The organism is Aestuariivirga sp., from assembly GCF_020252405.1.
GTDB lineage: Bacteria > Pseudomonadota > Alphaproteobacteria > Rhizobiales > Aestuariivirgaceae > Aestuariivirga.
Window position 1 is genome coordinate 1 of the sequence record NZ_JADCDA010000004.1, and the last position, 24915, is coordinate 24915.

Below are 24915 nucleotides of genomic sequence, written 5' to 3' on the forward strand. Positions count from 1 at the left end.
CCCTTGTGGGGAGGGATTAAGGGTGGGGGTCCCCGGGCTCAGGTCTTTGAGAATTGGACTCGTGGGCCCCCCACCCCTACCCCTCCCCACGAGGGGGAGGGAAATCCTAATGGAGTCAATTGACCGCCCGCCGCTCTAATTATATGATGTAATGTATGTTTTTCTGATCAGGCGATCCTATGTGATCGGAACATTCGCAATGGGTGAAGCCGCCACACAATCCTGGCAAATGCCATTGAACCAATTTATGGCTTCTGCCCCTGGTTCAACTGGCGCTGCGGCGTCAAAGCGATTTAAGCAGTTTCAGGTCAATTGAACACCGGTTGACCGTCGAAAATGCGACCGGGCAAAGAGATAGAGCAGGTTTCGATTCCACTGAACCGAAACCTGCTCTAGAAGGGCGGCATCCCATTCCCGATGGAGGCCTCCCATGTCGCTCGACAGCTTCAATTGCCGCAAGACCCTCAAGGCCGGCGGCAAGACCTTCACCTATTTCAGCCTCAAGGCCGCCGAGAAGAACGGCCTCGCCGGCATTTCGCGGCTGCCCTACTCGCTGAAGGTGCTGCTCGAGAACCTGCTGCGCTTCGAGGACGGCCGGTCGGTGACGAAGGAGGACATCGAGGCGATCGCCAGCTGGGTGAAGAACCGGGGCAAGGACGAGAAGGAAATCGCCTTCCGCCCGGCCCGCGTGCTGATGCAGGACTTCACCGGCGTGCCCGCCGTCGTCGATCTGGCCGCCATGCGCGACGCGATGAAGGGGCTGGGCAAGTCGCCTGAAAAGATCAACCCGCTCGCCCCCGTTGACCTCGTCATCGACCACTCGGTGATGGTCGACTTCTTCGCCAGCTCCAAGGCGTTCAGGAACAACGTCAACCTTGAGTATGACCGCAATGGCGAGCGCTACACCTTCCTGAAATGGGGGCAGGAGGCGTTTGACAATTTCCGCGTGGTGCCGCCCGGCACCGGCATCTGCCACCAGGTGAATCTCGAATATCTCGCCAGGACGGTGTGGACCAAGACCGGAAAGGTGAAGGGCAAGACCGTCACTTATGCCTACCCTGACACGCTGGTCGGCACCGACTCGCACACCACCATGGTGAACGGCCTTGCGGTTCTGGGCTGGGGTGTCGGCGGCATCGAGGCCGAGGCCGCGATGCTGGGCCAGCCCATTTCCATGCTGATCCCCGAAGTGATCGGCTTCCGCCTCGACGGCAGGCTGCCCGAGGGCACGACGGCCACCGACCTTGTCCTCACCGTTACCCAGATGCTGCGCAAGAAGGGCGTGGTCGGCAAGTTCGTGGAATTCCATGGCACCGGCCTTGCTCACCTCTCGCTTGAGGACATGGCGACGATCGCCAACATGGCGCCGGAATATGGCGCGACCTGCGGCTTCTTCCCCGTCAATGCCGAGACCATCAGCTATCTCAAGGGCACGGCGCGCGCCTCCGCGCAAGTTGCCCTCGTCGAGAAATATGCCAGGGCGCAGGACATGTTCTGGACGCCGAAGGCGGCCGAGCCGGTGTTCTCCGACACGCTCGAACTGAACCTCGCCACGGTCGTTCCCTCCTTGGCCGGCCCCAAGCGCCCGCAGGACCGCGTGGAGCTGGGCGACGCCGCGGCGGGTTTCGCCAGGGCGATGGCCGAGGAGTTCAAGAAGGCGGAGGAACTGGGCAAGCGCTTCAAGGTCGAGAATGCCAACCATGACCTGGGCCACGGCGACGTGGTGATCGCCGCCATCACCTCCTGCACCAACACCTCGAATCCCTCCGTGATGATCGGCGCAGGGCTCCTGGCGCGCAATGCCGTGAAGGCGGGGATCACGGTGAAGCCCTGGGTGAAGACGTCTCTGGCGCCCGGCAGCCAGGTCGTCACCGAATATCTCGACAGCTCGGGGCTCCAGAAGGACCTCGACAAGATCGGCTTCAACCTGGTGGGCTATGGCTGCACCACCTGCATCGGCAATTCCGGCCCGCTTCCCGAAAACATCTCGGACTCGATCAGGAAGAATGACCTGGTGGCCGCCGCGGTGCTGTCCGGCAACCGCAACTTCGAAGGCCGCGTGAACCCGGACGTGCGCGCCAACTACCTGGCCTCGCCGCCGCTGGTGGTGGCTTACGCTCTGGCGGGCTCCCTGAACGTGGACCTGACGAAGGACGCGCTCGGCCACAACAAGAAGGGCAAGCCTGTCTACCTGAAGGATATCTGGCCCAGCGCCAGGGACATTGCAGCCGTGGTGCGCAAGAACGTGACGCGCAAGGCCTATGCCTCGCGCTACAAGGACGTGTTCAAGGGCGACAAGCACTGGCGCGCCATCAAGGTGACCAAGGGCATGAACTATGCCTGGGACCAGAAGAGCACCTATGTGGCCAACCCGCCCTATTTCGAGGGGCTGTCGATGACGCCGGCGCCGGTGAAGGATGTCGGGAACGCCCGCATCCTCGGGCTGTTCCTCGACTCGATCACGACCGACCACATCTCGCCCGCCGGTGACATCAAGGCGGCATCGCCCGCCGGCCAGTACCTCAACTCGCGCGGCGTGGAGAAGGCGGACTTCAACTCTTATGGCGCGCGCCGCGGCCACCATGAGGTGATGATGCGCGGCACCTTCGCCAACATCCGCATCAAGAACCAGATGGTTCCGGGTGTGGAAGGCGGCGTCACCAAGTTCTATCCGGGCGGCGAGACCATGCCGATCTATGACGCCGCGATGAAATATGCCGCGGCCGGCACGCCGCTTGTGATCTTCGCCGGCAAGGAATACGGCACCGGCTCATCGCGCGACTGGGCGGCCAAGGGCACCAGGCTTCTCGGCGTGCGTGCCGTGATCGCCCAGAGCTTCGAGCGCATTCACCGCTCGAACCTGATCGGCATGGGCGTGGTCCCGCTGCAGTTCAGCGAGGGCGAAAGCTGGCAGACCCTCGGCCTCAAGGGTGACGAGACCGTCACCATCAAGGGCCTTGCTGAAGGCCTGAAGCCGCGCGCCGCGATCACGGTCGAGATCACCCGTGCGGATGGCTCCAGGGCCTCGGCCGAAGCGCTCTGCCGAATCGATACGCTGGACGAACTCGACTACTACAAGAACGGCGGCATCATGCCCTATGTGCTGCGCAACCTTGCCAGGGCGGGCTGAACACCCGCACGCATTCGTGAACGGCCCGAACGGCTCGTGAGTGGCGCCCGCGGGCCTCCCGCGGCATAAGGGGGCATGAAAAAAGTGCCTCACATCAACCGCCGCCGCTGCCTTGCCCTTGGGGCCGGCGTTGGCGTTTCGCTGATGGCGGGGCGGGCCGCGGCGGCTTGGCCCATCGATGTGGTGGTGGAGCTGTTCTCGAGCCAGGGCTGCAATTCCTGTCCGCCGGCCGACAAGCTGCTCGCCGAGCTGCACGGCAAGCCGGGCGTGCTGGCGCTGACCTTTCATGTCGACTACTGGGACTATCTCGGCTGGAAGGACACGCTGGCCGGGCCTGACTTCTCGCGGCGCCAGTATGACTATGCCAAGGCGCGCGGCGACATGGATGTCTATACCCCGCAGATGATCGTCAATGGCCAGAAGCAGATGGTGGGCAGCCAGCGCTCCGAGGTCTTCGCGGTGCTGGAGCAGTCGCGCATCAGGCCGTGGCCGGTGGCGCTGAGCATCGCCGACAAGGGCAAAGAGCTGGTTTTCGAGGCGGGAGCAGGCCAGGGCGAGGCAACACTCTGGGTGATGCCCATTCTCGACCGGATCTCGGTGAAGATCGAGAAGGGCGAAATGGCGGGGCGCGAGGTGAGCTACACCAATGTGGTGCGCAAGCTGGCGCCCGCCGCGATGTGGTCGGGTTCCGCCACGCGGCTGTCACTGCCCAAGGACGGGTTGCTGACGCCCGATGCCACGGGATGCGTGGCGCTGCTGCAGACGGGCAAGGTGGGCCCGGTGCTGGGTGCGGCCGCCTGGGGCCGCGTGGTCAGCTGATCGCCGCGGAAAGGCGCTGCGGCGTCAACCCATCCGCAACGTCACGCCGCGCCCGTGCGCAACGGCTCAGGCGGCTTTCTTGATCAGCCCGCGGTTGATCAGGCTCTCCGCGATCTGCACCGCGTTGAGCGCCGCGCCCTTGCGCAGATTGTCGGAAACCACCCACAGGTTAAGGCCGTTCTCGACCGTCGCATCCTCGCGGATGCGCGAGATGAAGGTGGCGAAATCGCCCACGCATTCGACCGGCGTGATGTAGCCGCCGTTTTCGCGCTTGTCGATCACCATGCAGCCCGGCGCCTCGCGCAGGATGTCGCGCGCCTCATCGGCCGAGATCGGCGTTTCGAACTCAATGTTGACGGCTTCCGAATGGCCCACGAAGACGGGCACGCGCACGCAGGTTGCGGTGAGCCTGATCTTGGGGTCGACAATTTTCTTGGTCTCGGCCACCATCTTCCACTCTTCCTTGGTGTCGCCCGAATCCATGAAGACGTCGATATGCGGAATGACGTTGAAGGCGATCTGCTTGGTGAACTTCCTCGGCGTGGGCTGATCAGTGACGAAGATGCCCTTGGTCTGGTTCCACAGCTCGTCCAGGCCCTCCTTGCCGGCGCCCGACACCGACTGGTAGGTGGCCACCACCACGCGCCTGATCCTCGCCACGTCATGCAACGGCTTCAGCACCACGACGAGCTGGGCGGTGGAGCAGTTGGGATTGGCGATGATGTTGCGGCGGTTGGGGCGGGCCATGTAGTCGGCCAGCACATGGGCGTTCACTTCCGGAACGACGAGCGGCACGTCCGGCTCGTAACGCCAGCAGGAGGAGTTGTCGATCACAATGCAGCCAGTGGCGCCGATCCTTGGCGACCAGTCCTTCGACACGGCGGAGCCCGCCGACATGAGGCAGAAATCGGCCCTGGAGAAATCGAACTGCTCAAGGTCCTGGCACTTCAGCGTCCTGTCGCCGAAGGAGACCTCCACCCCCATCGACTTGCGCGAGGCGATGGCGTGCACCTCATCCACCGGAAACTGTCGCTCCTCGAGGATCGACAGCATTTCCCGGCCCACATTGCCCGTGGCGCCGACGACCGCAACCTTGTAACCCATTTTCTGTCTCCTGATAGCCGTCCAGCCCGCCCCCCGCGAGCGCGCCCGCTCCGCTTTCGGGCAAAAAGGGGGTTACACCTTCCTCCCCCTCAGGGCGGAAGGCCGGGGGAGAAGGCTCACGCCGTTTTTATCGTTTTCGTGCGTTTCACGGCCAAGGCAAAGCGCTGATGCCCCGCGGAAGCGGCGCAGCTGAAACCAGCGATGGCGGCAAAAAGGGCCATGGCCCGCCTGATGTCCTGCCTGTTTGTATCCAAACGGGCTTTAGCCGCCGGGGGAGCGATAGTCAACCTGGAGCATGATCCGCAAAAGTGGAACCACTTTTGCAATAAGATCATGCTCAATCTTTTGATCTGGGGCATGTTCTTACCGATCAGGTGATTCCACCTGATCGGACCATGCGCTAACAACTTCCGCGGCAGCGGGTAGCTTCAGTCGCAGGTCAAATTGCAAGCAAACCACAGCCGCCGCCCCGCTTTCCTGCAAAAGCGAAGACTTCACACGACGTGGTCGGAGCCCGAAATCAATGGCTGGAAAATTGTTCACGGGGTGCGGCTTATCCAATCAATGAGGGCGCCCACGCCGGCCTCCCTTGAGATTTCTTACGGCACGATATCGGGGCGCGGCACCGGCTTTGGCTGCGTCAGGCCCTTCCAGATGGCGTTGGCGACGTTCACCGGCGCATTGGGTTCGCGGCGGACGAATTCGCCGTCGCCGGGCCTGGCGCGCATGTCGCCCTCGGTCCAGGCGATCCGCCCGCGCGAGAACACGGTGCGCGGCACGCCGGTGCAGGTGTAGCCTTCGAAGACGTTATACTCGATGCGCGACACCTGATTCCCGGCGCGGATGGTCTTGGTGGCTTTGGGGTCCCAGATCACGAGGTCGGCATCGGAGCCCACGCGCACCGCACCCTTCCTCGGATACATGTTGAGGATGCGCGCGATGTTGGTGGAGGTCGCGGCGACAAACTCCTCCCTGGTGAGGCGGCCGGTGTTGACGCCGGCATTCCACAAGACCGGCAGCCGGTCCTCGAGGCCGCCCGTGCCGTTGGGAATCTTGGTGAAGTCGCCCAGCCCATTGCGCTTCTGTTCGATGGTGAAGGAGCAGTGATCGGTGGCCACCACCGACAGCGTGCCGGACTGGAGCCCCGCCCACAGCGAATCCTGGTGCTTCTTGTTGCGGAAGGGCGGGCTCATCACGCGGCCCGCGGCATAATCCCAGTCCTTGTTCTGATATTCGGAATCGTCGAGCACAAGATACTGAACCAGCGGCTCGCCGAACACGCGCTGGCCGGCCTGTTTGGCGCGGCGGATGGCATCATGCGTCTGCTCGCAGGAAACATGCACGATATAGAGCGGGCAGCCCGCCATGTCGGCGATCATGATGGCGCGGTTCGCCGCCTCGCCCTCGACTTCCGGCGGGCGCGAATAGCTGTGGCCCTCGGGCCCCGTCACACCGCGCGCCAGAAGGTCGGCCTGCATGCGCGCCACCACATCGCCGTTCTCGGCATGGACCAGCGGCAGGGCGCCCAGCTGCGCGCAGCGGCGGAAGGAATTATAGAGCTCGTCGTCATTCACCATCAGCGCACCCTTGTAGGCCATGAAGTGCTTGAAGGTGTTGATGCCATAGGTCCTGACCACGGTTTCCATCTCGTCGTGGATCTGGGCCGACCACTGCGTCACCGCCATGTGGAAGGAATAATCCGCGCAGGCCTTCTCGGCCTTGTGGCGCCAGGCCTGATAGGCGGCGAGCATCGATTCGCCCGGAGCCGGAATGCAGAAGTCGACGATCATCGTGGTGCCGCCGGAGAGGCCTGCCTTGGTGCCCCACTCGAAATCATCGGCGGAGACCTTGCCCATGAACATCAGTTCCATGTGGGTGTGCGGGTCGATGCCGCCCGGCATGACATAGCAGCCGCCGGCATCCACGATCCCGGCCCCCGTGGGCGCGTCCAGTTTCTCTCCGATGGCGGCGATCTTGCCGCCGTCGATCAGCACGTCGGCGCGCTGCGAGAGGTCATGGTTCACGACGGTGCCGCCGCGGATCAACGTGCTCATGGCTGCTGTCTCCTTGAACGAAGGGAAAGAAAAGGGCCCCCTCCACGGTGGAGGAGGCCCCCGCCGATTACTGCAGGGTCTTGGCCTTGTCGGTCACGGCCGAGGTCCACGCGCCTTCCGGCTTCTTGGTGATGACCGGGTCGGAGCCGCCCTTCATCAGGGTCTCGACCGTGCGCCCGGCGGCGGCCGCGTCCAGCGTGCCGTCGGAGCCTTCGGTGAGCTTGTTCACCTCTCCCATCATGCGCTTTTGGTGATCGATGGTCTGGGCGCCGGACGCGTCGTTGTCGAGAACGATCTGGGCTGCCTCGTCGCCATTGGCGCAGGCATAGTCCCAGCCCTTCATCGAGGCCTTGACGAACTTGGCCATGGTCTCGACGAAGGCCGCGTCCTTCAGCTTGTCCTCGAGCACGTAGAGGCCGTCCTCCAGTGTCGCCACACCCTGGTCCTCATACTTGAAGGTGATGAGCTCCTCGGGCTTCATGCCCGCCTCGATGAGCTGCCAGTATTCGTTATAGGTCATGGTCGAGATGCAGTCCGCCTGCTTCTGCAGGAGCGGGTCGACGTTGAAGCCCTGCTTGATGACGGTGACGCCATCCGGCCCGCCATTGGTGGAGAGGCCGAGCTGGCTCATCCACGACAGGAAGGGATATTCGTTGCCGAAGAACCACACGCCCAGCGTCTTGCCCTTGAAGTCAGCAGGCGTCTTGATGCCGGTGTCGACGCGGCAGGTGAGCATCATGCCTGAGCGCTTGAAGGGCTGGGCGATGTTGACCACGGGCGAGCCCCTTTCGCGGGTGGCGAGCGCGGAGGGCATCCAGTCGACGACGACATCAGCGCCGCCGCCCGCCAGCACCTGCTGGGGGTTGATGTCCGGGCCGCCCGGCAGGATGGTCACCTCAAGGCCTGCGTCCTTGTAATAGCCCTTGGCGGCGGCCACGTAGTAGCCGGCGAACTGCGCCTGCGTCACCCACTTCAGCTGCAGCTTCACGGCTTCGGCCATGGCGGCCGGGCCGCTCGCCAGCAGCACGCCCGCGGCGGCTGCGGCCATCAGAAGTTTCCTCATCATCCCTGTCTCCTCCAGTTTTGAGTTGCCGCCTACTGTCTGTAGGACGGATGCCAGAAGGTCACCCGGCGTTCGAGGAACACCAGAAGACCGTAGAAGGCCGAACCCGTGATGGCAGCCACCGCGATCCCGGCCCAGACCATGTCCAGCCCCAGTCTGCCAACTTCCGTCGAGATGCGAAAGCCCATGCCGACAATGGGCGTGCCGAAGAATTCGGCAACGATGGCGCCGATCATGGCCAGGGTGGAATTGATTTTGAGCGCATTGAAGATGAAGGGCATGGCGGCGGGAAGCCTGAGCTTCACCAGCGTCCGCCACCACGAAGCGCCATAGCTGCGCATGAGGTCGCGCTCCAGATGGCCCGAGGCCTGAAGCCCCGCCACGGCGTTGATGAGCATGGGGAAGAATGTCATGACCACGACCATCGCCGCCTTGGAGGGCCAGTCAAAGCCGAACCACATGACGAGAATGGGCGCCACGCCCACGATGGGAAGGGCCGCCACCAAATTGCCGAGCGGCAGCAGCCCGCGCTTGAGGAAGGGAATGCGGTCGCACAGCAGCGCCACGAGGAAGCCCGCCGCCGAGCCGATGATCCAGCCGGGGATCACCGCGCGAACCACCGTCTGCCAGAAGTCGATCCACAGGATGGGGAGCGAGGTGATGAATTTGGCCCAGATCGCCGAAGGTGCGGGCAGCAGCACGGCGGGCACGCCGAAGCCCCTCACCACCGCCTCCCACAGGATCAGCACGCCGATGCCGAACAGCACGGGGTAGAGAATGTCGGAGATCCGCCACGTGCTCACGGACGCACCCCCATGCGCTTCAGCGTGACGCGCTCAAGCACGCCGACGAGCCAGACCAGCGCCGCGGCAAGGAAGGACCCCATGAACAGCGCGGCCCAGATCTGCACCGTCTGCCCATAGTAGGAGCCCTGCAGCAGGCGCGCGCCGATGCCGGCAATGGCGCCCGTCGGCAATTCGCCCACAATGGCGCCGGTGAGCGCAATGGCCACCGCCACCTTGAGAGACGCGAACAGGAACGGCACGGAGGCCGGGAAGCGCAGCTTCCACAGCACCTGGGATGTGGATGCATGATAGGTGCGCATCAGGTCAAGCTGCATCGCCTCCGGCGAGGTGAGGCCCTTCACCATGCCGATGGTGACGGGAAAGAAGCACAGATACATCGAGATCAGCGATTTCGGCACCAGCCCGGTGAAGCCGACCGATCCCAGCACCACGATCACCATGGGCGCGATGGCGAGGATGGGGATGGTCTGTGACGCGATGATCCACGGCATCAGGCTCTTCGACAGGAACTTCGAATGCACGATGGCAATGGCCAGAGCGATGCCCAGCAGCGAGCCCAGCACGAAACCCAGCAGCGTGGAGGAGAGCGTCACCCAGCCGTGATAGATCAGCGATTTCGGCATCCACGGCGCCACGGTGAAGATGCTCTTCCACAGCTCCCGCGCGATCTGGTGCGGGGCGGGGATGACTGGCCGCGCCTCGTTCCAGGAGAAGGCGAGGACATTGGCGAGCCCGCCACCCGCCGCTTCGATCTTCGGCCCGGCGATCACCCAGTTCATGGGGATGGCGGCGATGTACCAGGCAAGCAGGATGCACAGGCACACGACCGTCACGGGGAAGGCATTTCCCTTCTCGCGGTCCACGGGCTTCGCCGCGATGGCGGGTGCGGCGCTCACTCAGTCCTCATAGCTGTGCCCGGCTTTCAGCCCCTCGCGCACGCGGTGAGCGAGGCTCAGGAACTCAGGCGTCTCGCGAATGTCGAGGGTGCGGTTCTTCGGCAGGTTGGTCTCGATCACGTCGATGATGCGGCCGGGCCGCGGGCTCATCACCACGATCCTGGTGGAGAGGAACACCGCTTCCGGAATCGAATGGGTGACGAACACCACCGTTTTCCCGGTGCGGTCCCACAGTTCCAGCAATTGCTGGTTCAGCTTGTCGCGCACGATCTCGTCCAGCGCGCCAAAGGGCTCGTCCATCAGCAGGAGCTTGGGGTCGAAGGCCAAGGCGCGGGCGATCGACACGCGCTGCTGCATGCCGCCCGACAGTTGCCAGGGATATTTCTTCTCGAAGCCGTTGAGGTTCACGAGCTCGAGGTTCTTGGCGATCCGCTCAGCCGCATGATCGAGGCCCATGATTTCGAGCGGCAGCCCCACGTTGCGCTCCACCGTGCGCCACGGATAAAGTGCCGGCGCCTGGAAAACATAGCCATAGGCGCGCTTGAGGCGGGCCTCCCGCGGGGTCATGCCATTGACGGTGATCGAACCGGAGGTGGCCTGCTCGAGATCCGCGATGACGCGCAGCAGCGTGGTCTTGCCGCAGCCAGAGGGGCCGATGAAGGACACGAAGCCGCCGTCCTCGACCTCCAGATTGACCTTGGACAGCGCATAAACGGGCGCATCCGCCGTCTGGAATACAAGGCTCAGCTCGCGCGCCGAAATGACCGGGCCCGCCAACTCCGCTCCTCCCTCAGGTCCGTTGTTGCTTATGCGAAGGCTATCCGCTCTTGACCAGACGATCAAGAATTAACAAGGTGGCCACATGGTGGAGGCCACGACAATCCCCCGGAAAACCCGCATCCAGGCCCAGAACGAGGAGCTGATCCTCAAGGCCGCGCTGGAGGTGTTTTCGGCCTATGGCTTCCGCGGCGCCACGGTGGACCAGATCGCCACACGCTGCGGCCTGTCCAAGCCCAACCTGCTCTATTATTTCCGCCGCAAGGAGGACATCTACGTCGCGGTGCTGGAGCACACGCTGCATGACTGGCTGGAGCCCCTGCGGAACCTCGATCCCGGGGGCGAGCCGATCGAGGAGATCACCCGCTACATCCGCACCAAGATACGCCTGTCGCGCGACAACCCCAAGGCCTCGCGCCTCTTCGCCAACGAGATCCTGCACGGGGCGACCGCCATCGGCGCCTATCTCAAGGGCCCGCTGAAGGCGCTGGTGGACGAAAAGGCCGCCATTATCCGCGGCTGGACCGCGGAGGGGCGTCTGAACGCGCTGGATCCCCACCACCTGATCTTCGCCATCTGGGCCACGACCCAGCACTACGCCGATTTCGAACCCCAGGTGCAGGCCGTGGCGGGGCATGCGCCGGACGTGATGCGCAGGGCCGAGGAGACGCTGACGAAACTGTTCGTGGAAGGTCTGCGGCCGCGGTGACGGCGCTGTTCCGTGTTTTCTCCTGCCGCGGCGGGCGCAACCCTTGGCTGGGCCGCTGACGCGCGGTTTCGCGAACCCCCCTTTTGACGTGCCCGCGAATTGTGCTAGGGAAACCGACGGCGCGGGGGGCTGCAGGGGGTTCTGCTGTCCTGCCGGACAGGACAAATCAACCAAGGACGAAATGACAATGAGTGATGTTGCTGAGCGGGTGAAGAAGATCGTCGTCGAGCATCTTGGCGTTGACGCCGACAAGGTGAAGGCGGAAGCGAGCTTCATCGACGACCTCGGCGCCGACAGCCTCGACAACGTCGAGCTGGTCATGGCCTTCGAGGAAGAGTTCGGCATCGAGATTCCCGATGACGCCGCCGAGTCGATCCAGACCGTGGGCGATGCCGTCAAGTTCATCGAAAAAAGCGCCGCCTGATCGCTGCGCCGGGCCGCGCCACAGGGCGCGGCCAACTGAAGTTTCCGCGCGGAGGCAGGCTGAGAGACAGGCCTGCCGCCGCGCTTTCGTCTAGAAAGGGCATTGCATGAGGCGTGTCGTCGTCACCGGACTCGGTATGGTTTCCCCCCTCGCCTGCGGCGTCGATGAGACCTGGACCCGGCTCCTCGCGGGCCACTCGGCCGGCGGCATGATCACCCGTTTCGACGCCTCCGGCATGGCCTGCCAGATCGCCTGCGAACTGCCGCGCGGCGACGGCTCGAATGGCACCTTCAATCCCGAACAGTGGATGGACCCCAAGGAGATCCGCCGCTACGACGACTTCCTTGTCTACGCCATGGCTGCCGCCAAACAGGCGATGCGGGATTCGGGCGTCGAACTCAAGACCGAGGACGCAAAGCATCGCGCCGGCGCGCTGATCGGCTCCGGCATCGGCGGTCTTTCCAACATCGCGGACACGACAACGCTGATGAACGAGAAGGGGCCGCGCCGCATCAGCCCGTTCTTCATTCCGGGTTCGCTGATCAACCTTGCGTCCGGCCTCGTCTCCATCGAATTCGGCCTCAAGGGCCCAAACCATGCGGTGGTCACCGCCTGTTCGACAGGCTCTCATGCCATCGGCGATGCGTCGCGGCTCATCGCGCTTGACGATGCCGACATCATGGTGGCAGGCGGCGCGGAATCGGCGATTTGCCGCATCGGGATCGGCGGATTCATCGCCTGCAAGGCGCTTGCCACCAGGTTCAACGATGCGCCCGGCAAGGCCTCCCGCCCCTACGACAAGGACCGCGACGGTTTCGTGATGGGCGAAGGCGCGGGCGTCGTGGTTCTCGAGGAGCTCGAGCATGCCAGGGCGCGCGGCGCCAAAATCTATGCCGAGGTCGTGGGCTATGGCATGTCGGGCGATGCCTATCACGTGACCGCGCCCTCCTCCGACGGCGACGGCGCCTTCCGCTGCATGACCAATGCGCTGAAGCGCGCCGGACTGCAGGCGCATGAGATCGATTATGTGAACGCCCATGGCACCTCGACGCCCCTGGGCGACGAGATCGAGCTGCGCGCCGTCGAACGCCTGATGGGCAGCCGCGCGGCGGAGCTCACCATGTCATCCACCAAGTCGTCGACCGGGCATCTTCTCGGCGCGGCGGGCGCGGTGGAGGCGATCTTCTCGATCCTCGCGATCCGCGACAATGTCGCGCCGCCCACCATCAACCTCGACAATCCCTCCGTCGAGACGCGCATCGACCTCGTGCCCAATGCTGCGAGGAAGAAAGAGATCAACACAGTTCTGTCGAATTCCTTTGGTTTTGGTGGTACGAATGCGTCACTGATCATGCGCCGCTTCGCGGCCTGACGCGCGGAGGGAACGGGTTGCCGGGACTGCAGCGAGGCATGAAACTTCCACAGCCGCGCCCCGTCAGGCAGCGGCGTTCGGCGATTTCGCGCGTGCTTGGCTGGACCTTCCTGCTGCTGTTCGCCGGGGCGGCGGTGTCCGCCTTTGCAGGATTTTACGCCTATAGCGAATTCACCGCCCCCGGGCCACTCGCCGCGGACAAGGTGGTCATCGTGGAGCCCGGACAGTCGGTTACCCAGATCGGCGAAGCGCTGCAGCGGAGCGGCGTGGTGTCCAACGGCCGCCTGTTCGCACTGATGGCCCAGATCACCGGACAGCGGGCGCGGCTCAAGGCCGGGGAATATGCCTTCGCCAAGGGAGCGACGATGGCCGAGGCGATGGCGCTCATCGCCAGCGGCAAGGCCATCACCTACAAATTATCAATCCCCGAGGGCTTCACCAGCCGGATGGCGGCGGACCGCGTCAACGCCAGCGAGGTGCTGACGGGCGAACCGGTGGCGGAGCCGGCGGAAGGCTCGATCCTGCCCGACACCTATGTGTTCCGCCGCGGCATGACGCGCCAGAAGCTCGTGCAGGACATGCAGGACGCGCAGGCCAAGCTGCTCGCGGAGCTCTGGGCCAAGCGCAAGCCCGTGCCGGTCATCGCCACGCCGGAACAGGCGGTGACGCTGGCCTCGATCGTGGAAAAGGAAACGGCCCGGGCGGATGAGCGGCCGGTGATCGCCTCGGTGTTCATCAACCGGCTCGGGAAGGGCATGCGGCTGCAGTCCGACCCGACGATCATTTATGGCATCGCAGGCGGCAAGGGACGGCTCGACCGGGCGCTGTCCAAGGCCGACATCGACGGCGATACGCCCTACAACACCTACCGCATCGAGGGGCTGCCACCTGGCCCCATCGCCAATCCCGGCCGCGCAGCACTGGAGGCTGTGCTGAACCCCGAGGAGACGGACAAGCTCTATTTCGTGGCGGACGGCAGCGGTGGTCATGCCTTTGCGGCAACACTGGAAGAACACAACCGCAACGTGAAGGCCTGGCGGCAGATCGCCAGCGCGCCCGCTGCCGCGGCGGATACCGGCGAGCCGGACGCCCCCGCGCGCCCGGCGGCGGATGCCACTGCGCCCGCAACGGTTCCGGCGGCGGATGCCCCATCCACACCGGCAACACCGGCAACCCCGGCCACCCAGGCGCCGCTGGCGGACGTGGTGCCCGGGCCTGAGGCGACCGTCGGCGGCATGCCCGGCACGCCCTCCGCAGCAGCCGAAGCCTCCGCCCCTGAAACCGCTGCGCCAAAGGCTCAGCCCGCCGCCCCGGCAGCCCAGGTCCCGAAGCCGCAGGCAAAATCGCTGCAGGCCGCCGCGTCCAAGCCTGCGGCGCGGGCCACGCCGGGGGTGGCGCCGAAGCCGGGCACCGTTCTGGTGGTGGACGGGCAAAAGACGGTCATCCCCCGGCTCCGCCCCTGATGCATTTCGCCTCCGCCGGAAACGTTCTAATGGTTCCTCACTGATTCACGTTCAGGGATGGATCAATGCCCGTTTCCAGCATGACCGGATTTGCCCGCGCCTCGGGCGAGCGCCAGGGACTGTTCTGGCAATGGGAAATCAAGAGCGTGAACGGCAAAGCGCTGGACGTGCGCCTGAAGCTGCCGCCGGGCTGCGAGGCGCTGGAAACGCCGGTTCGCGCGGCGCTGGCCTCAGCCTTCAGGCGCGGCAATTTGCAGGTGTCGCTCACGGTCAGCGGCCAGATGGGCCGCGATACGGTGCGCCTCAACCGGAACATTCTCGACCGTCTGGTGGAAGCCGGAGAGTCGCTGCGCGACCGGATCGGCGGCGAGCCGCTGCGCGCCGACGTGCTGCTTGCCATCAAGGGCGTGGTGGAGGTGACTGCCGAGCCGGAAACCGAGGGCGAGGCGGAGGCGCGCAACGCCGACATGCTTGCAAGCTTCGATGATGCGCTCAAGGCCCTCGCCGCCGCAAGGCGTGAGGAGGGTGACCGCCTCATGGCCGTGGTTTCCGCCCAGGTGCAGCGCATCGCGGAGCTGGCCGATGCGGCGCGGCGCAACCCGTCGCGCACGCCCGAAGCGATCCGCGCGCGGCTTGCCTCGCAGGTCAACCGCCTGATGGAGACGGGCGCCGCGCTCGACCCTGACCGGCTGCACCAGGAGGCGGCGATCGCCGCGGCGCGCGCCGACATCGAGGAGGAGCTGGACCGTCTCGCCTCGCATGTGGAAGCAGCGCGGGCGCTGCTCGCGTCGCATGACGCCGTGGGCCGCAAGTTCGATTTTCTGGCGCAGGAGTTCAACCGCGAGGCCAACACCCTGTGCTCCAAGGCCTCCGACCGCTCGCTCACCGCGATCGGCCTTGACCTCAAGACCGTCATCGACCAGCTGCGCGAGCAGGTCCAGAACATCGAGTGACGAACCCATCATGACCGTTATTCCCCGCCGCGGCCTGCTGGTCGTCATGTCGTCGCCCTCGGGGGCCGGCAAGACCACGCTGTCCCGCCGCCTGCTGGCTGCCGATGCCAACATCACCATGTCGGTCTCCGTCACGACGCGCGCCCCGCGGCCGGGCGAGGTCGATGGCAAGGACTATCATTTCATCAGCCATGAGGAGTTCGGGCAGCTGCGCGACCGTGGCGAGCTTCTCGAATATGCCGAGGTCTTCGGAAATTTCTACGGCACGCCGAAACGCCCCGTTGTGGAGGCGCTGCAGGCGGGCCGCGACGTTCTGTTCGACATCGACTGGCAGGGCACCCAGCAGCTGGGCGCCACGATGGAGGAGGACCTGGTGCGCATCTTCATCCTGCCGCCCTCGGCGGAGGAACTGCGCGACAGGCTGATCGGCCGTGCCCAGGATTCGGCCTCCACCGTCGCCAAGCGCATGGCCAGGGCGGCGGACGAGATCAGCCACTGGCCGGAATACGACTATGTCATCGTCAACGAGGACATCGGCGTGGCCCATGCCGAAATCGAGGCGATCCTCAAGGCCGAACGCCTGAAGCGGAGGCGGCGTGTGGGACTGACCGATTTTGTGCGGGAGCTGACAAAGAAGCTGTGAGGAGCCCTTCTCGCGTTGCCTCGCAACGGGAGAAGGTCTCGCTTGGTCAGCCCAGGCGCGCCGCCAGCCTTGCAAAGGCCTCCACCGGCAATTGTTCGGCCCGGAGTTCCGGGTCGATCCCGAGTTCTCGCAACATGGTTTCCGGGTCGGGAACCAGGTTCTTCAGGCTTGACCGCAGCATTTTGCGGCGCTGGCCGAAGGCGGCGGCGGTGACGCGCTCGAGCAGGTCGGGGCGGCATTGGGGCTCGGGCCCAGGCTTTGGAATGAGCTGCACGACCGAGGAGGTCACCTTGGGCGGCGGGGTGAAGGCGGAGCGGTTGACGTCGAAGAGCTTCTTCGCCGTTGTGCAGTGCTGGCAGAGCACCGAGAGCCGGCCGAAGTCCGTGCCGCCGGGCCTGGCCACGATGCGCTCGGCCACTTCTTTCTGGAACATCAGCGTGAGCGAGGCGTAGAAGGGAGGCCACCGGTCTCCGCTGAGCCAGCCGACGAGCAGCGGCGTCGCAATGTTATAGGGCAGGTTGGCGACGATCTTGGTGGGCTTGCCGTCCGCGAGCCTTGCGTAGTCCGTCTCCAGCGCATCGCCGGGGATGACGGTGAGCCGGTCCGGCCAGGCAGCCGAGATTTCGGCAAGTGCTGCCAGTGGACGTTCATCGCGCTCGATAGCGATTATCTTTGTGGCGCCCTCCGTCAGCAGCGCGCGGGTGAGGCCGCCGGGGCCGGGGCCGATCTCGATCACGGTGAAACCTTCGAGAGGGCCCGCGGCGCGCGCGATGCGGCGCGTGAGGTTGAGATCGAACAGAAAATTCTGGCCCAGCGCTTTCCTGGCGGCAAGGCCGTGGCGCGCGATCACCTCGCGCAGGGGCGGCAGCCCGTCCCCGCTCACGCCGCGGCCTTGCGCATCCTGGCGGCGAGGCGGATCGCGGCGATGAGGCTCCCCGGATTTGCGGTGTGCGTGCCGGCGATGCCCAGAGCCGTTCCATGGTCCGGCGAGGTGCGGATGAAGGGCAACCCCAGGCTCACATTGATGCCGCCGTGGAAGTCCAGCGTCTTGACCGGGATCAGCGCCTGATCGTGATACATGCAGAGGATCGCGTCATAACCGGCACGCGCCTCCGCGTGGAAGGCGGTATCGGCGGAGAGCGGGCCCAGCACATGGAACCCCTCCGCGCGCAGCGTGTCGATCGCGGGGCGAATCACCTCGATCTCCTCGCGGCCCATGGCGCCGTTCTCCCCGGCGTGGGGGTTGAGCCCGGTGACGGCCAGCCGTGGCTTCGCGATGCCGAAATAGCGTGCAAGGCCATGCGCCGCCACGCGGGCCTGGCCGAGAATCGCCTCCCGCGTGAGCCGAGCGGGCACGTCCTTCAGCGGGATGTGCACTGTCACCGGAATTGCGCGCAGGCCGTCCGCCACCAGCATCATTGCTTCCTGCGCCGGTTGTCCGTGGTGGGCGGAGAGGTGCGCGAGGTAATCCGTGTGGCCCTGGTGCCGGAAGCCCGCGCCATAAAGCGCGTCCTTCTGGATCGGGTTCGTCACGATCCCCCCGGCCGCGCCACGGAAGGCCATGTCCACCGCCTCATCGATGGCGGCAATCACCTGCGGCGCCGTGCCGGACGCGATGACACCGGGCGCGGGGTGTATGGCGAGGGGACGGTGCAGCACCGGCAGGGCGGCGGCGAACACCGCCCCGGCCTCCGCCGGAGTTGCAATCTCGGCGATTGCGAGGCCCGGATTGCGGCTCCGCCAATAGGCGGCGTCGCCCAGCAGGGCGAAGGTGCAGGCGGGTTCGTGCCGCAGGGCCACCCAGGCGGCGGCGGTGATCTCCGGCCCGACGCCCGCCGGTTCGCCACAGGTGAGGATGAGCGGGCCTGTCATCGCGGGCCCTATTGGGCGTAGCTCTGGTCGCGGTACTCGACATAGACCTTGTCGCGCGCCGTGCTGAGATATTGCTCTTCCAGCTTGTCGTATTTCTCGTTGATCACGACGCGCTCCACCTGATCGCGCGTCGGAACGGCGAAGTTGGGCTTGGGTGGGGTGATCTTGCGCACGCCGCACAATGCAATGAGCTGGATGCCGTCCTTGCCGCGCATCGGCCCGATGGCGCGGCCCACCCCGCCCTTTTCCAGGGCTGCCTTCATCGGCGGCGGCAGCTTGGCTGCGTCGGCCTCGAAGGTCTTGCCCTTCTTGACGTCGAAGACGCCCTCCGAGGCCGCCTTCAGGCCGTCGCAGCTCTTCAGGCGCTGCATCACCTGCGTTGCCTCGATGGCACGCGACTGCATGAGCATCGGGTCATTGCCGTCAACCGGCAAGACGACCTCCATCAGCGTGAAGACGGTGACCGGCCTCATGCGCGGATCATTCATGATCTTCGCGGTTTCCGCGCTGATGTTGTTCTTCAGCTCGGCCATCTTGGCATCGATCTCGGCGTCGCTTGCCTTGACCTGCTGGCCGTATTTGCCCTGCATGATGCGGTTGAAGCCCATGCCGGCTTTCACATATTCGATGAAGGCCGTCCGGCTCACGCCCTTTTCCTCCAGCTTGGCATAAAGCTGATCGACGGTGAGCTTCATGTTCTTGGCCAGGGCCTTGATCCGGTCGTTGAGCTCGGTGTCGCTGGGCAGCAGGCTGTAGCGTTTGGCTTCCTGGATCTTCACGGCCTGGTCGATGAGCTGCTTCAGCGCCTTCCTGTCGTCCATGCCGCCGCGCGGCACGTCGTCCATGATCTCGAGCAGGGCCACTCGCTGCTTGAGGTCAATCCCGGTGATCGGCTGGTCGTTGACGATGGCAATGATTGCGGCCGCATGGGCGGGCAGAATGGCGGGGCCACAGACGAGAAGAGCCGCCAGAAGCGCGGCGAAAGCGGGCCGGCGCAGGTTCATCAGAGCACGAACCCGCCTGCCAATATGCCGATCGTCCTCAGCTCGACGCTGAGGTCGATGCGGTATTCGGTGCCATTGTCGCTGACGCCAAACTGATCGGTATGGGACATGGAGTAAACGAGTTCCGCCTTCATGCAGTCGCAGTCGAAGGTAACACCCAGGCTCTCGCCCATCGGCTTGCCGTTGCGCGCGTCATAACGGGCGCTCCCGAAGACGCTCCAGGCATCGCTGAGATAATAGCGGCCGTTGCCCCACACCTGCTCTTCGTCATCAGGCCGACCGTAATTGGCGGCCTTCGAAATATTTGCGTAGCTGATAGAACCCGCAAACTTGCTGAAATTGAGGCCGAGCGAGGCCTCCTGAACATTGATACGGGAGAAGTCCTCCTCCCAGCGGGCCTGGTAGCCCAGTGTGATGTTGGGATTGAACTGCAGCGCGATGGCGCCAACCATGTCCGATGACGTGCCGTCGAGGCCGGAGCCCACGAGATAGCTGTTTTCGCCGGCGATGTGGAAGCTTTCGCCCAGACTCGCTCGCACGAAGCCGCCCGAGGGCGCAAGCAGCGTGTAGTTCACGCCGGCATTGGCGCGAATGCCGCCCTCCCAGCGGTCATAGCCGGTGAACTTGTCGCTTAAGAACAGGTTCGAGGTGTCGAAGTTCAGCGTGATCGCATCTTCATTGCCATTGTTGCGCTGGTCGGGTTCGGAGGGCGAGGCGATCAACTGCACCACGGGCGTGAGAACGCTGTCGTAGTCGCCCAGCGAGGTGATGAAAGGCATGCGCGTGTCGATGCCGGCGGTCGGAAGGACGTAGAAGTCCGCGGTGCTGTCTTCTTCCGCGGAAGGCACGTTCCGCGACAGGAAGCCGTCGCCGCGGACCGATGCGAAGGGCGTCACCAGCACGCCCTGCCCGGAAATCAACTGCCGCTGCCAGTCGGCATAGGCCATCATGTGCGTCTGGTTGGTGCCGAGGTCGAGGTTGAGCGTGTTGTTGCCAGACGAATATCCGCTCTGGTTGTAGACGACGGTGTCAATAGCGTTCTGGCGCTCCAGAGTGTAGTAATTGAAGCCATAAGAAAACTCTCCGCCAAGCACCTCCTCCGGCAGCACGTAGTCGCCGGAGATGAACGGCGTGGCCACGGGCATGTCGCCCTGGTCCTCGCCATCGACCAGGGAGCGCCAGCCGATGACTTGCGCCTTGGTGTAGTTGCGGTCGTCGAGGCCGGTGGCCTGCACGTAACTGGCCAGCATATTGCGTGGATCGATGTCGTAGTCGGACATGAACCTTCTGTCGCTGACCACGGTTCCGTCCCAGCCCCACGTCCATTTATCGTTGATGCGGAAGTCGGACTGCGCGCGCGCCGCGCCGCGCCATGGCGTATCTTGCGCATTGGTGTCGAGTTCGGAGAACTCGTAGATGCCCCAGCCGTCGAAGCTCATGGCGCCGGCCGCCAGCGCCTTGCGGACCTGCAGGGCGGCCAGGGGTCCGCTGCGCGTGGTCCACATGGGCGCGAAGGTCATGTCGGTGCTGCGGTCGATCGCCCAGAAATAGGGAGTCGTCACGCCGAAGCCGTACTCGCCCCAGTGAACCGATGGCAGCAGAAAGCCGGTGCGCCGCTCCACCGTGGGGTCGGGGTATTCGAAATAGGGCGTGAAGAACACCGGAACGGACCCGAACTTCAGCGTCGCATCCTTGTAGTAGATCGTCTGTCCCAAGCTGTCGTGCTTGGCCTCGCGCGCCGCGATCTGCCATACCGGCGTGCCGTCCGCCGTCACGCAGGTCTTGCAGGCCGTGTAGCTCGCATGCTGGAAGATGGTGATGCCGTTGACGTAGCGGCGGGCATATTGCGCGGTGATGGTGACGTTGTTGGTGAGCAGCGCCGTCACGTGCCTGGCAAAGCCCTCCGCGAAGGTGTCTCTCAATTCGGCGGAATCGGCCTGCATCACATTGCCGTTCGGCTCCTTCAGGACAACCGAGCCGTTGGCCGAGAAGGTCCTGGTCATCATGTTGTAGACCACCCTGGTGGCGGTCAGCACATAGGGGCCATAGGTCAGCCGCACCGTGCCGGTGGCAGTGGCGATTTTGGTCTTCTCATCAAATGTCAGAGTGTCGGCAATGACGTTGACACGGGTGCCCTTTGGAATTGGCTTGTCCACGGGCGCCACGAAGGCAGGCTGGTCGGTGACGCCGGCAAGGCTGACGCCAATGGACAGTGCGAGGCCCGCAGCCGCCATCATTCCGAGGACGCAGACATGCAGTCCCCGCACCCGTGCACAGAGCTGGTTATAACGGTGTTTTCGCACCTGACCCCGACAACTCACTTCACCGGGCGAATATTAACGGCTTTCTGGAGGTGCGGGAAGCCCTGGCGTGGGCCTCGGGCAGGGAAAAGGTCTGAAGTGTGATGGCTCATGGTTTATACAGCTTAAAATAGCAGGGCGCGTCACATAATTCCCAGGCTGTTGACAACGCGCCGGAGCATGACCCGCAATAGTGGGACCGGTTTTGCGACAAGATCATGCCCAAGCCATTGACCTGGCGCATGATCCGATCGGGTGTTCCCCCTGATCGGATCATGCGCTAAGAGCAGGCTTCCCCAGCCGGAAGGAATCGCATGAAAATCAGCTTCTCGCCCGCCAGCCTGCCAAAGTCCGGCGTGTTGATCCTGCTTGTGACCGAGGGAGAGGCGCTCTCGGGGCTTGCCGCCGAGGCCGACGGCCGCACCGGGGGCCAGATCCGCCGGGCCATCACGGCAGCCGGCTTCACCGGACGGCGGGATTCGACGCTCGACATTGTCGCTCCCGGCGGAAGCTTCAGCCGGGCCGTGCTGTTTGGCCTTGGCAAGCCCGCAGCGCTGCGCCCGCTCGACCTGGAGTTGCTGGGCGGGGCCACGGCCGGCATTGCGCAGGCGCTCAAGACCGATGTGATGACGATTGCGGCCGATCTGGCGGCAGGAGGCCTCACGCCGGTCGAGACGGCGGCGCTGATCGCCTCCGGCATCAGGCTCCGCGTCTACAGCTTCAACCATTACAAGTCGAAGAAGCCGGAGGCGAAGGAGCTGCGGGAGGTTACGGTCCTCACCGCGGATGCGAGGGGCGCCAGGCAGCGCTTTGCCGCCCTGGATGCGGTGGCCGATGGCGTGCACCTGGCGCGCGACCTGGTCAACGAGCCACCGAATCACCTCCACCCGGTTGCCTTCGCCGAGCGCATGAAGCCGCTCGCCAGGCTCGGCCTCAAAATTTCGGTCATGAGTCCGGCGCAGATGAGGAAGCTGGGCATGAACGCGCTGCTCGGCGTCGCCCAGGGATCGGCGCACGAGGCGCGCATGGTGGTGATGGAGTGGAAGGGCGGCAAGACCAATGAGGCGCCGCTGGCCTTCATCGGCAAGGGGGTCACCTTCGACACCGGCGGCATCTCGATCAAGCCCGCCGCCGGCATGGAGGACATGAAGGGCGACATGGGTGGCGCTGCCTGCGTGGCCGGGCTGATGATGGCTTTGGCCAGGCGCAAGGCCAGGGTCAATGCGGTGGGCGCCATCGGCCTTGTCGAGAACATGCCGGACGGCAAGGCGCAGCGGCCGGGTGACGTGGTCACCTCCATGTCGGGCCAGACCATTGCCGTGCTCAACACCGACGCCGAGGGCCGGCTCGTGCTGGCGGATGTGCTGTGGTATGTCCAGGACCGCTTCAAGCCGCGCTTCATGATCGACCTCGCCACGCTCACCGGCGCCATTCTGGTGGCGCTCGGGAAGGAACATGCGGGCCTGTTCTCCAACAACGACGAATTGGCCCAGCGCCTGTCCGAGGCGGGTTATGCCACGGGCGAGAAGGTGTGGCGCATGCCGCTGGCGCCCGAATACGACAAGATCATCGACCATGACGTGGCCGACGTGAAGAACACCGGCGGTCGCCATGCCGGCTCGATCACCGCGGCGCAGTTCCTGCAACGTTTTGTGAACAATGTGCCCTGGGCTCACCTCGACGTGGCGGGCACGGCCATGGACGGCCCGCGCAGCTCCATCAACCAGAGCTGGGGTCCGGGCTGGGGCGTGCGTCTGCTGGACCGGCTGGTGAACCGGTTTTACGAGCAGTAGCGCATATTCCGGTCAGGCGGGATAGCCTGACTATGAAGGACGCGGGCCAGATCAAAAGCTCGAGCATGATCCGCAAAAGCGGGTTCCACTTTTGCGGATCATGCTTGAGGAGCCTCAGGCGGCGACGGCGGTGCGCGTCGGCGCGCAGCTGCCGCGCAGCTTGAGCTCCACCGGCAGCACCGTGTCAGGCGCCACCGTCTGGCCGCGGATCAGCCCGACGAGTTTTTCCACGGCCAGCGTGCCGGCCTCGGCGCGCGGCGCCTCCACCGTGGTGAGCGAGGGGAAGGCAAACAGCCCGTCCGCGGTGCCATCAGCGCCGATGAAGGAGATGTCGCCCGGCACATGGATGCCGCGGTCGCGGCACAGGTCCATGGCGGCGCAGGCCATGGTGTCGGTTGCGCAGAACACGGCGGTGGGGCCCTGCGGCAGCTCGATCAGTTGCTTCATCGCCTCGGCCCCGCCCTCGCGCGTGCCGTGGCCGGCCTTGATCAGCTGGTCGTCCACGGGAAGGCCCAGCCTCGCCATGGCGGCGCGGTAGCCGTCCCGGCGTTCGCGCGCCGATTGCTGGTCGGCGGCGCCCGCGATGTGGGCAATGCGGCGGTGGCCCATGGAGGCGAGCTGGCGCACGGCGATGTCCGCCACCTGCTGTTCGTCCACCCGAACCATCGGCACGGGCGGGCTGTAGACCCTGTCGAACATCTGCACCACGGGAAGGTCAGGCTGCGGCCCGGTCAAACGATCCACCCCGGCGCCGCCATCCACCACCACCATGCCGTCCACCCGGCCGGCGCTGATCAGTTCGGCATAGGCTTCGCGGTGCTTTTCCGGCTTCCGGGTGAAGCCCAGAATCATGGCATAGCCCATGGCCAGCGCCCTGTCCTCAATGCTGCGGATCAAGTCGGGGTATAAGCCGTTGTCGATGCAGGGGACCAGCACCAGCAGCGTGTCGGTGCGCTGAATCCGCAGCGAGCGGGCCACGAGATTGATCTTATAACCACAGGAGGCGGCGGCATCGCGGACGGCGCGGCGGGTGCGATCGGCAACAAGGTCCGGATTGGACAGGGCCCGCGAGGCCGTGGCCACGGACACTCCTGCGAGCTTGGCAACGTCGGATAAGGTTGGTCGCATGGTTCAACCCGAAATGGATTACGCGGTCACGGTAACTGACAAGCTAAGCGTTTCAAACTGACAAAAACATAGAGCGCTAACTGGACCAGCGGATTTATAAGAACTGGAGCCTTTCGCAAGGGTGTTCGGATCGGTCGTGCGGTTTGGTCTTTGCATTTAACTATATGAAATATAAAGCTTAATAATTAACAACTAAGAGTTGTAGCATGCGATGCACCTCCGCTCTTATTGACTGCGTAGAAATGTCGCATAGCAGAAGCTGTTCTTGTTCTGCGCGCAGGAGTTGTGCGCCACCTTCAGGAATCCTTGCGCAGGCCCCGGATGCATGGGGACGGAGCAGGTTTCGACTCCACTGAACCGAAACCTGCTCTGTCTCTTTGTTTGGCCGCATTTTCGACGGTCAACCGGTCTCCACTTGACCTGAAAATGCTTTAGTCCTCGCCCGGCCCGTCCTCTTCCGCCGGGATGGCATAGTTCCCGCCGAGCCAGCGGTTCAAATCCACCTGCGCGCAGCGCGCCGAGCAGAAGGGGTGATATCTCTGCTGCGAGGGTTCTTTGCAGATGGGGCAGCGGCGGCGGGGGCGGAGCCGGACGGGCTCGGTCAT

General features: G+C 64.7%; 21 protein-coding genes. 9 read left to right on the plus strand and 12 right to left on the minus strand.

Annotated elements, in window-relative coordinates:
- The first annotated feature begins 430 nt into the window (after positions 1-430).
- Both acnA and IOC69_RS00775 read left to right on the plus strand, forming a co-directional pair.
- Positions 431-3130, plus strand: coding sequence for an aconitate hydratase AcnA (acnA, locus tag IOC69_RS00770; RefSeq protein WP_290541616.1), 2700 nt, complete (start codon positions 431-433; stop codon positions 3128-3130).
- Positions 3131-3205: 75 nt separating this feature from the next.
- Complete coding sequence (locus IOC69_RS00775) at positions 3206-3949, plus strand: thioredoxin family protein (protein WP_290541617.1); 744 nt, start codon at positions 3206-3208, stop codon at positions 3947-3949.
- A gap of 66 nt (positions 3950-4015) precedes the next feature.
- Here the strand turns inward: IOC69_RS00775 and IOC69_RS00780 are convergent, their stop codons facing one another.
- The 6 genes from IOC69_RS00780 to IOC69_RS00805 form a co-directional block, all read right to left on the minus strand.
- Entirely contained in the window at positions 4016-5053 is a 1038-nt protein-coding gene (locus tag IOC69_RS00780) for an aspartate-semialdehyde dehydrogenase (RefSeq protein ID WP_290541618.1), read from the minus strand.
- 599 nt (positions 5054-5652) lie between these two features.
- Positions 5653-7107: a dihydropyrimidinase gene (gene hydA / locus IOC69_RS00785; protein ID WP_290541619.1), complete on the minus strand. Its 1455-nt coding sequence runs from the start codon at positions 7105-7107 to the stop codon at positions 5653-5655.
- A gap of 67 nt (positions 7108-7174) precedes the next feature.
- On the minus strand, positions 7175-8170 hold the full coding sequence (locus tag IOC69_RS00790; RefSeq protein WP_290541655.1) for an ABC transporter substrate-binding protein: 996 nt from the start codon (positions 8168-8170) through the stop codon (positions 7175-7177).
- A 32-nt stretch (positions 8171-8202) separates the two neighbouring features.
- Entirely contained in the window at positions 8203-8973 is a 771-nt protein-coding gene (locus IOC69_RS00795; protein WP_290541620.1) for an ABC transporter permease, read from the minus strand.
- Positions 8970-9872: an ABC transporter permease gene (locus IOC69_RS00800; RefSeq protein ID WP_290541621.1), complete on the minus strand. Its 903-nt coding sequence runs from the start codon at positions 9870-9872 to the stop codon at positions 8970-8972. Before IOC69_RS00800 ends, IOC69_RS00795 begins: the two co-directional genes overlap by 4 nt.
- On the minus strand, positions 9873-10649 hold the full coding sequence (locus tag IOC69_RS00805) for an ABC transporter ATP-binding protein (protein ID WP_290541622.1): 777 nt from the start codon (positions 10647-10649) through the stop codon (positions 9873-9875).
- 85 nt (positions 10650-10734) lie between these two features.
- Here IOC69_RS00805 and IOC69_RS00810 point away from each other — a divergent pair, with 85 nt between their 5' ends.
- From IOC69_RS00810 to gmk, 6 genes are all read left to right on the plus strand, one after another.
- Complete coding sequence (locus IOC69_RS00810) at positions 10735-11358, plus strand: TetR family transcriptional regulator C-terminal domain-containing protein (RefSeq protein WP_290541623.1); 624 nt, start codon at positions 10735-10737, stop codon at positions 11356-11358.
- A 187-nt stretch (positions 11359-11545) separates the two neighbouring features.
- Complete coding sequence (locus tag IOC69_RS00815) at positions 11546-11782, plus strand: acyl carrier protein (protein WP_290541624.1); 237 nt, start codon at positions 11546-11548, stop codon at positions 11780-11782.
- Between the two features lie 106 nt (positions 11783-11888).
- Positions 11889-13154, plus strand: a complete 1266-nt coding sequence (gene fabF / locus IOC69_RS00820; RefSeq protein ID WP_290541625.1) for a beta-ketoacyl-ACP synthase II — start codon at positions 11889-11891, stop codon at positions 13152-13154.
- A 38-nt stretch (positions 13155-13192) separates the two neighbouring features.
- Positions 13193-14617: an endolytic transglycosylase MltG gene (gene mltG, locus IOC69_RS00825; RefSeq protein WP_290541626.1), complete on the plus strand. Its 1425-nt coding sequence runs from the start codon at positions 13193-13195 to the stop codon at positions 14615-14617.
- Positions 14618-14682: 65 nt separating this feature from the next.
- Complete coding sequence (locus tag IOC69_RS00830; protein WP_290541627.1) at positions 14683-15570, plus strand: YicC/YloC family endoribonuclease; 888 nt, start codon at positions 14683-14685, stop codon at positions 15568-15570.
- Between the two features lie 10 nt (positions 15571-15580).
- Complete coding sequence (gene gmk, locus IOC69_RS00835) at positions 15581-16213, plus strand: guanylate kinase (protein WP_290541628.1); 633 nt, start codon at positions 15581-15583, stop codon at positions 16211-16213.
- 46 nt (positions 16214-16259) lie between these two features.
- Here the strand turns inward: gmk and rsmA are convergent, their stop codons facing one another.
- The 4 genes from rsmA to lptD are packed head-to-tail and all read right to left on the minus strand — an operon-like array spanning position 16260 to position 21326.
- The gene (rsmA, locus tag IOC69_RS00840; protein ID WP_290541629.1) at positions 16260-17096 is read right to left on the minus strand and encodes a 16S rRNA (adenine(1518)-N(6)/adenine(1519)-N(6))-dimethyltransferase RsmA; all 837 of its coding nucleotides are present in this window, start codon (positions 17094-17096) and stop codon (positions 16260-16262) included.
- Positions 17093-18085 (minus strand): 4-hydroxythreonine-4-phosphate dehydrogenase PdxA, encoded by a 993-nt coding sequence (gene pdxA / locus IOC69_RS00845; protein WP_290541630.1) that lies wholly within the window; start codon positions 18083-18085, stop codon positions 17093-17095. The genes rsmA and pdxA overlap by 4 nt, the downstream gene beginning before the upstream one ends.
- An 8-nt stretch (positions 18086-18093) precedes the next feature.
- A complete protein-coding gene (locus tag IOC69_RS00850; protein WP_290541631.1) occupies positions 18094-19089 on the minus strand; it encodes a SurA N-terminal domain-containing protein in 996 nt (331 codons plus the stop codon).
- Entirely contained in the window at positions 19089-21326 is a 2238-nt protein-coding gene (lptD, locus tag IOC69_RS00855) for an LPS assembly protein LptD (RefSeq protein ID WP_290541632.1), read from the minus strand. Before lptD ends, IOC69_RS00850 begins: the two co-directional genes overlap by 1 nt.
- Before the next feature lie 377 nt (positions 21327-21703).
- On the opposite strand from lptD, the gene IOC69_RS00860 reads away from it, so the two are divergent.
- Positions 21704-23182: a leucyl aminopeptidase gene (locus IOC69_RS00860; RefSeq protein ID WP_290541633.1), complete on the plus strand. Its 1479-nt coding sequence runs from the start codon at positions 21704-21706 to the stop codon at positions 23180-23182.
- A gap of 114 nt (positions 23183-23296) precedes the next feature.
- On the opposite strand, the gene IOC69_RS00865 is transcribed toward IOC69_RS00860, so the two are convergent.
- Both IOC69_RS00865 and yacG read right to left on the minus strand, forming a co-directional pair.
- The gene (locus IOC69_RS00865) at positions 23297-24310 is read right to left on the minus strand and encodes a LacI family DNA-binding transcriptional regulator (RefSeq protein WP_290541634.1); all 1014 of its coding nucleotides are present in this window, start codon (positions 24308-24310) and stop codon (positions 23297-23299) included.
- Positions 24311-24741: 431 nt separating this feature from the next.
- Positions 24742-24915 (minus strand): DNA gyrase inhibitor YacG, encoded by a 174-nt coding sequence (gene yacG / locus IOC69_RS00870; protein WP_290541635.1) that lies wholly within the window; start codon positions 24913-24915, stop codon positions 24742-24744.

Bases quoted from the DNA above. Each gene is read 5' to 3' on its own strand.
- yacG (WP_290541635.1), bottom strand. From the start codon at position 24,915: ATGACCGAGCCCGTCCGGCTCCGCCCCCGCCGCCGCTGCCCCATCTGC.
- IOC69_RS00865 (WP_290541634.1), bottom strand. From the start codon at position 24,310: ATGCGACCAACCTTATCCGACGTTGCCAAGCTCGCAGGAGTGTCCGTG.
- fabF (WP_290541625.1), top strand. From the start codon at position 11,889: ATGAGGCGTGTCGTCGTCACCGGACTCGGTATGGTTTCCCCCCTCGCC.
- IOC69_RS00810 (WP_290541623.1), top strand. From the start codon at position 10,735: ATGGTGGAGGCCACGACAATCCCCCGGAAAACCCGCATCCAGGCCCAG.
- IOC69_RS00780 (WP_290541618.1), bottom strand. From the start codon at position 5,053: ATGGGTTACAAGGTTGCGGTCGTCGGCGCCACGGGCAATGTGGGCCGG.
- IOC69_RS00830 (WP_290541627.1), top strand. From the start codon at position 14,683: ATGCCCGTTTCCAGCATGACCGGATTTGCCCGCGCCTCGGGCGAGCGC.
- IOC69_RS00815 (WP_290541624.1), top strand. From the start codon at position 11,546: ATGAGTGATGTTGCTGAGCGGGTGAAGAAGATCGTCGTCGAGCATCTT.
- acnA (WP_290541616.1), top strand. From the start codon at position 431: ATGTCGCTCGACAGCTTCAATTGCCGCAAGACCCTCAAGGCCGGCGGC.
- pdxA (WP_290541630.1), bottom strand. From the start codon at position 18,085: ATGACAGGCCCGCTCATCCTCACCTGTGGCGAACCGGCGGGCGTCGGG.
- IOC69_RS00775 (WP_290541617.1), top strand. From the start codon at position 3,206: ATGAAAAAAGTGCCTCACATCAACCGCCGCCGCTGCCTTGCCCTTGGG.
- IOC69_RS00850 (WP_290541631.1), bottom strand. From the start codon at position 19,089: ATGAACCTGCGCCGGCCCGCTTTCGCCGCGCTTCTGGCGGCTCTTCTC.
- IOC69_RS00790 (WP_290541655.1), bottom strand. From the start codon at position 8,170: ATGAGGAAACTTCTGATGGCCGCAGCCGCCGCGGGCGTGCTGCTGGCG.
- lptD (WP_290541632.1), bottom strand. From the start codon at position 21,326: ATGATGGCGGCTGCGGGCCTCGCACTGTCCATTGGCGTCAGCCTTGCC.
- mltG (WP_290541626.1), top strand. From the start codon at position 13,193: ATGAAACTTCCACAGCCGCGCCCCGTCAGGCAGCGGCGTTCGGCGATT.
- hydA (WP_290541619.1), bottom strand. From the start codon at position 7,107: ATGAGCACGTTGATCCGCGGCGGCACCGTCGTGAACCATGACCTCTCG.
- gmk (WP_290541628.1), top strand. From the start codon at position 15,581: ATGACCGTTATTCCCCGCCGCGGCCTGCTGGTCGTCATGTCGTCGCCC.
- IOC69_RS00860 (WP_290541633.1), top strand. From the start codon at position 21,704: ATGAAAATCAGCTTCTCGCCCGCCAGCCTGCCAAAGTCCGGCGTGTTG.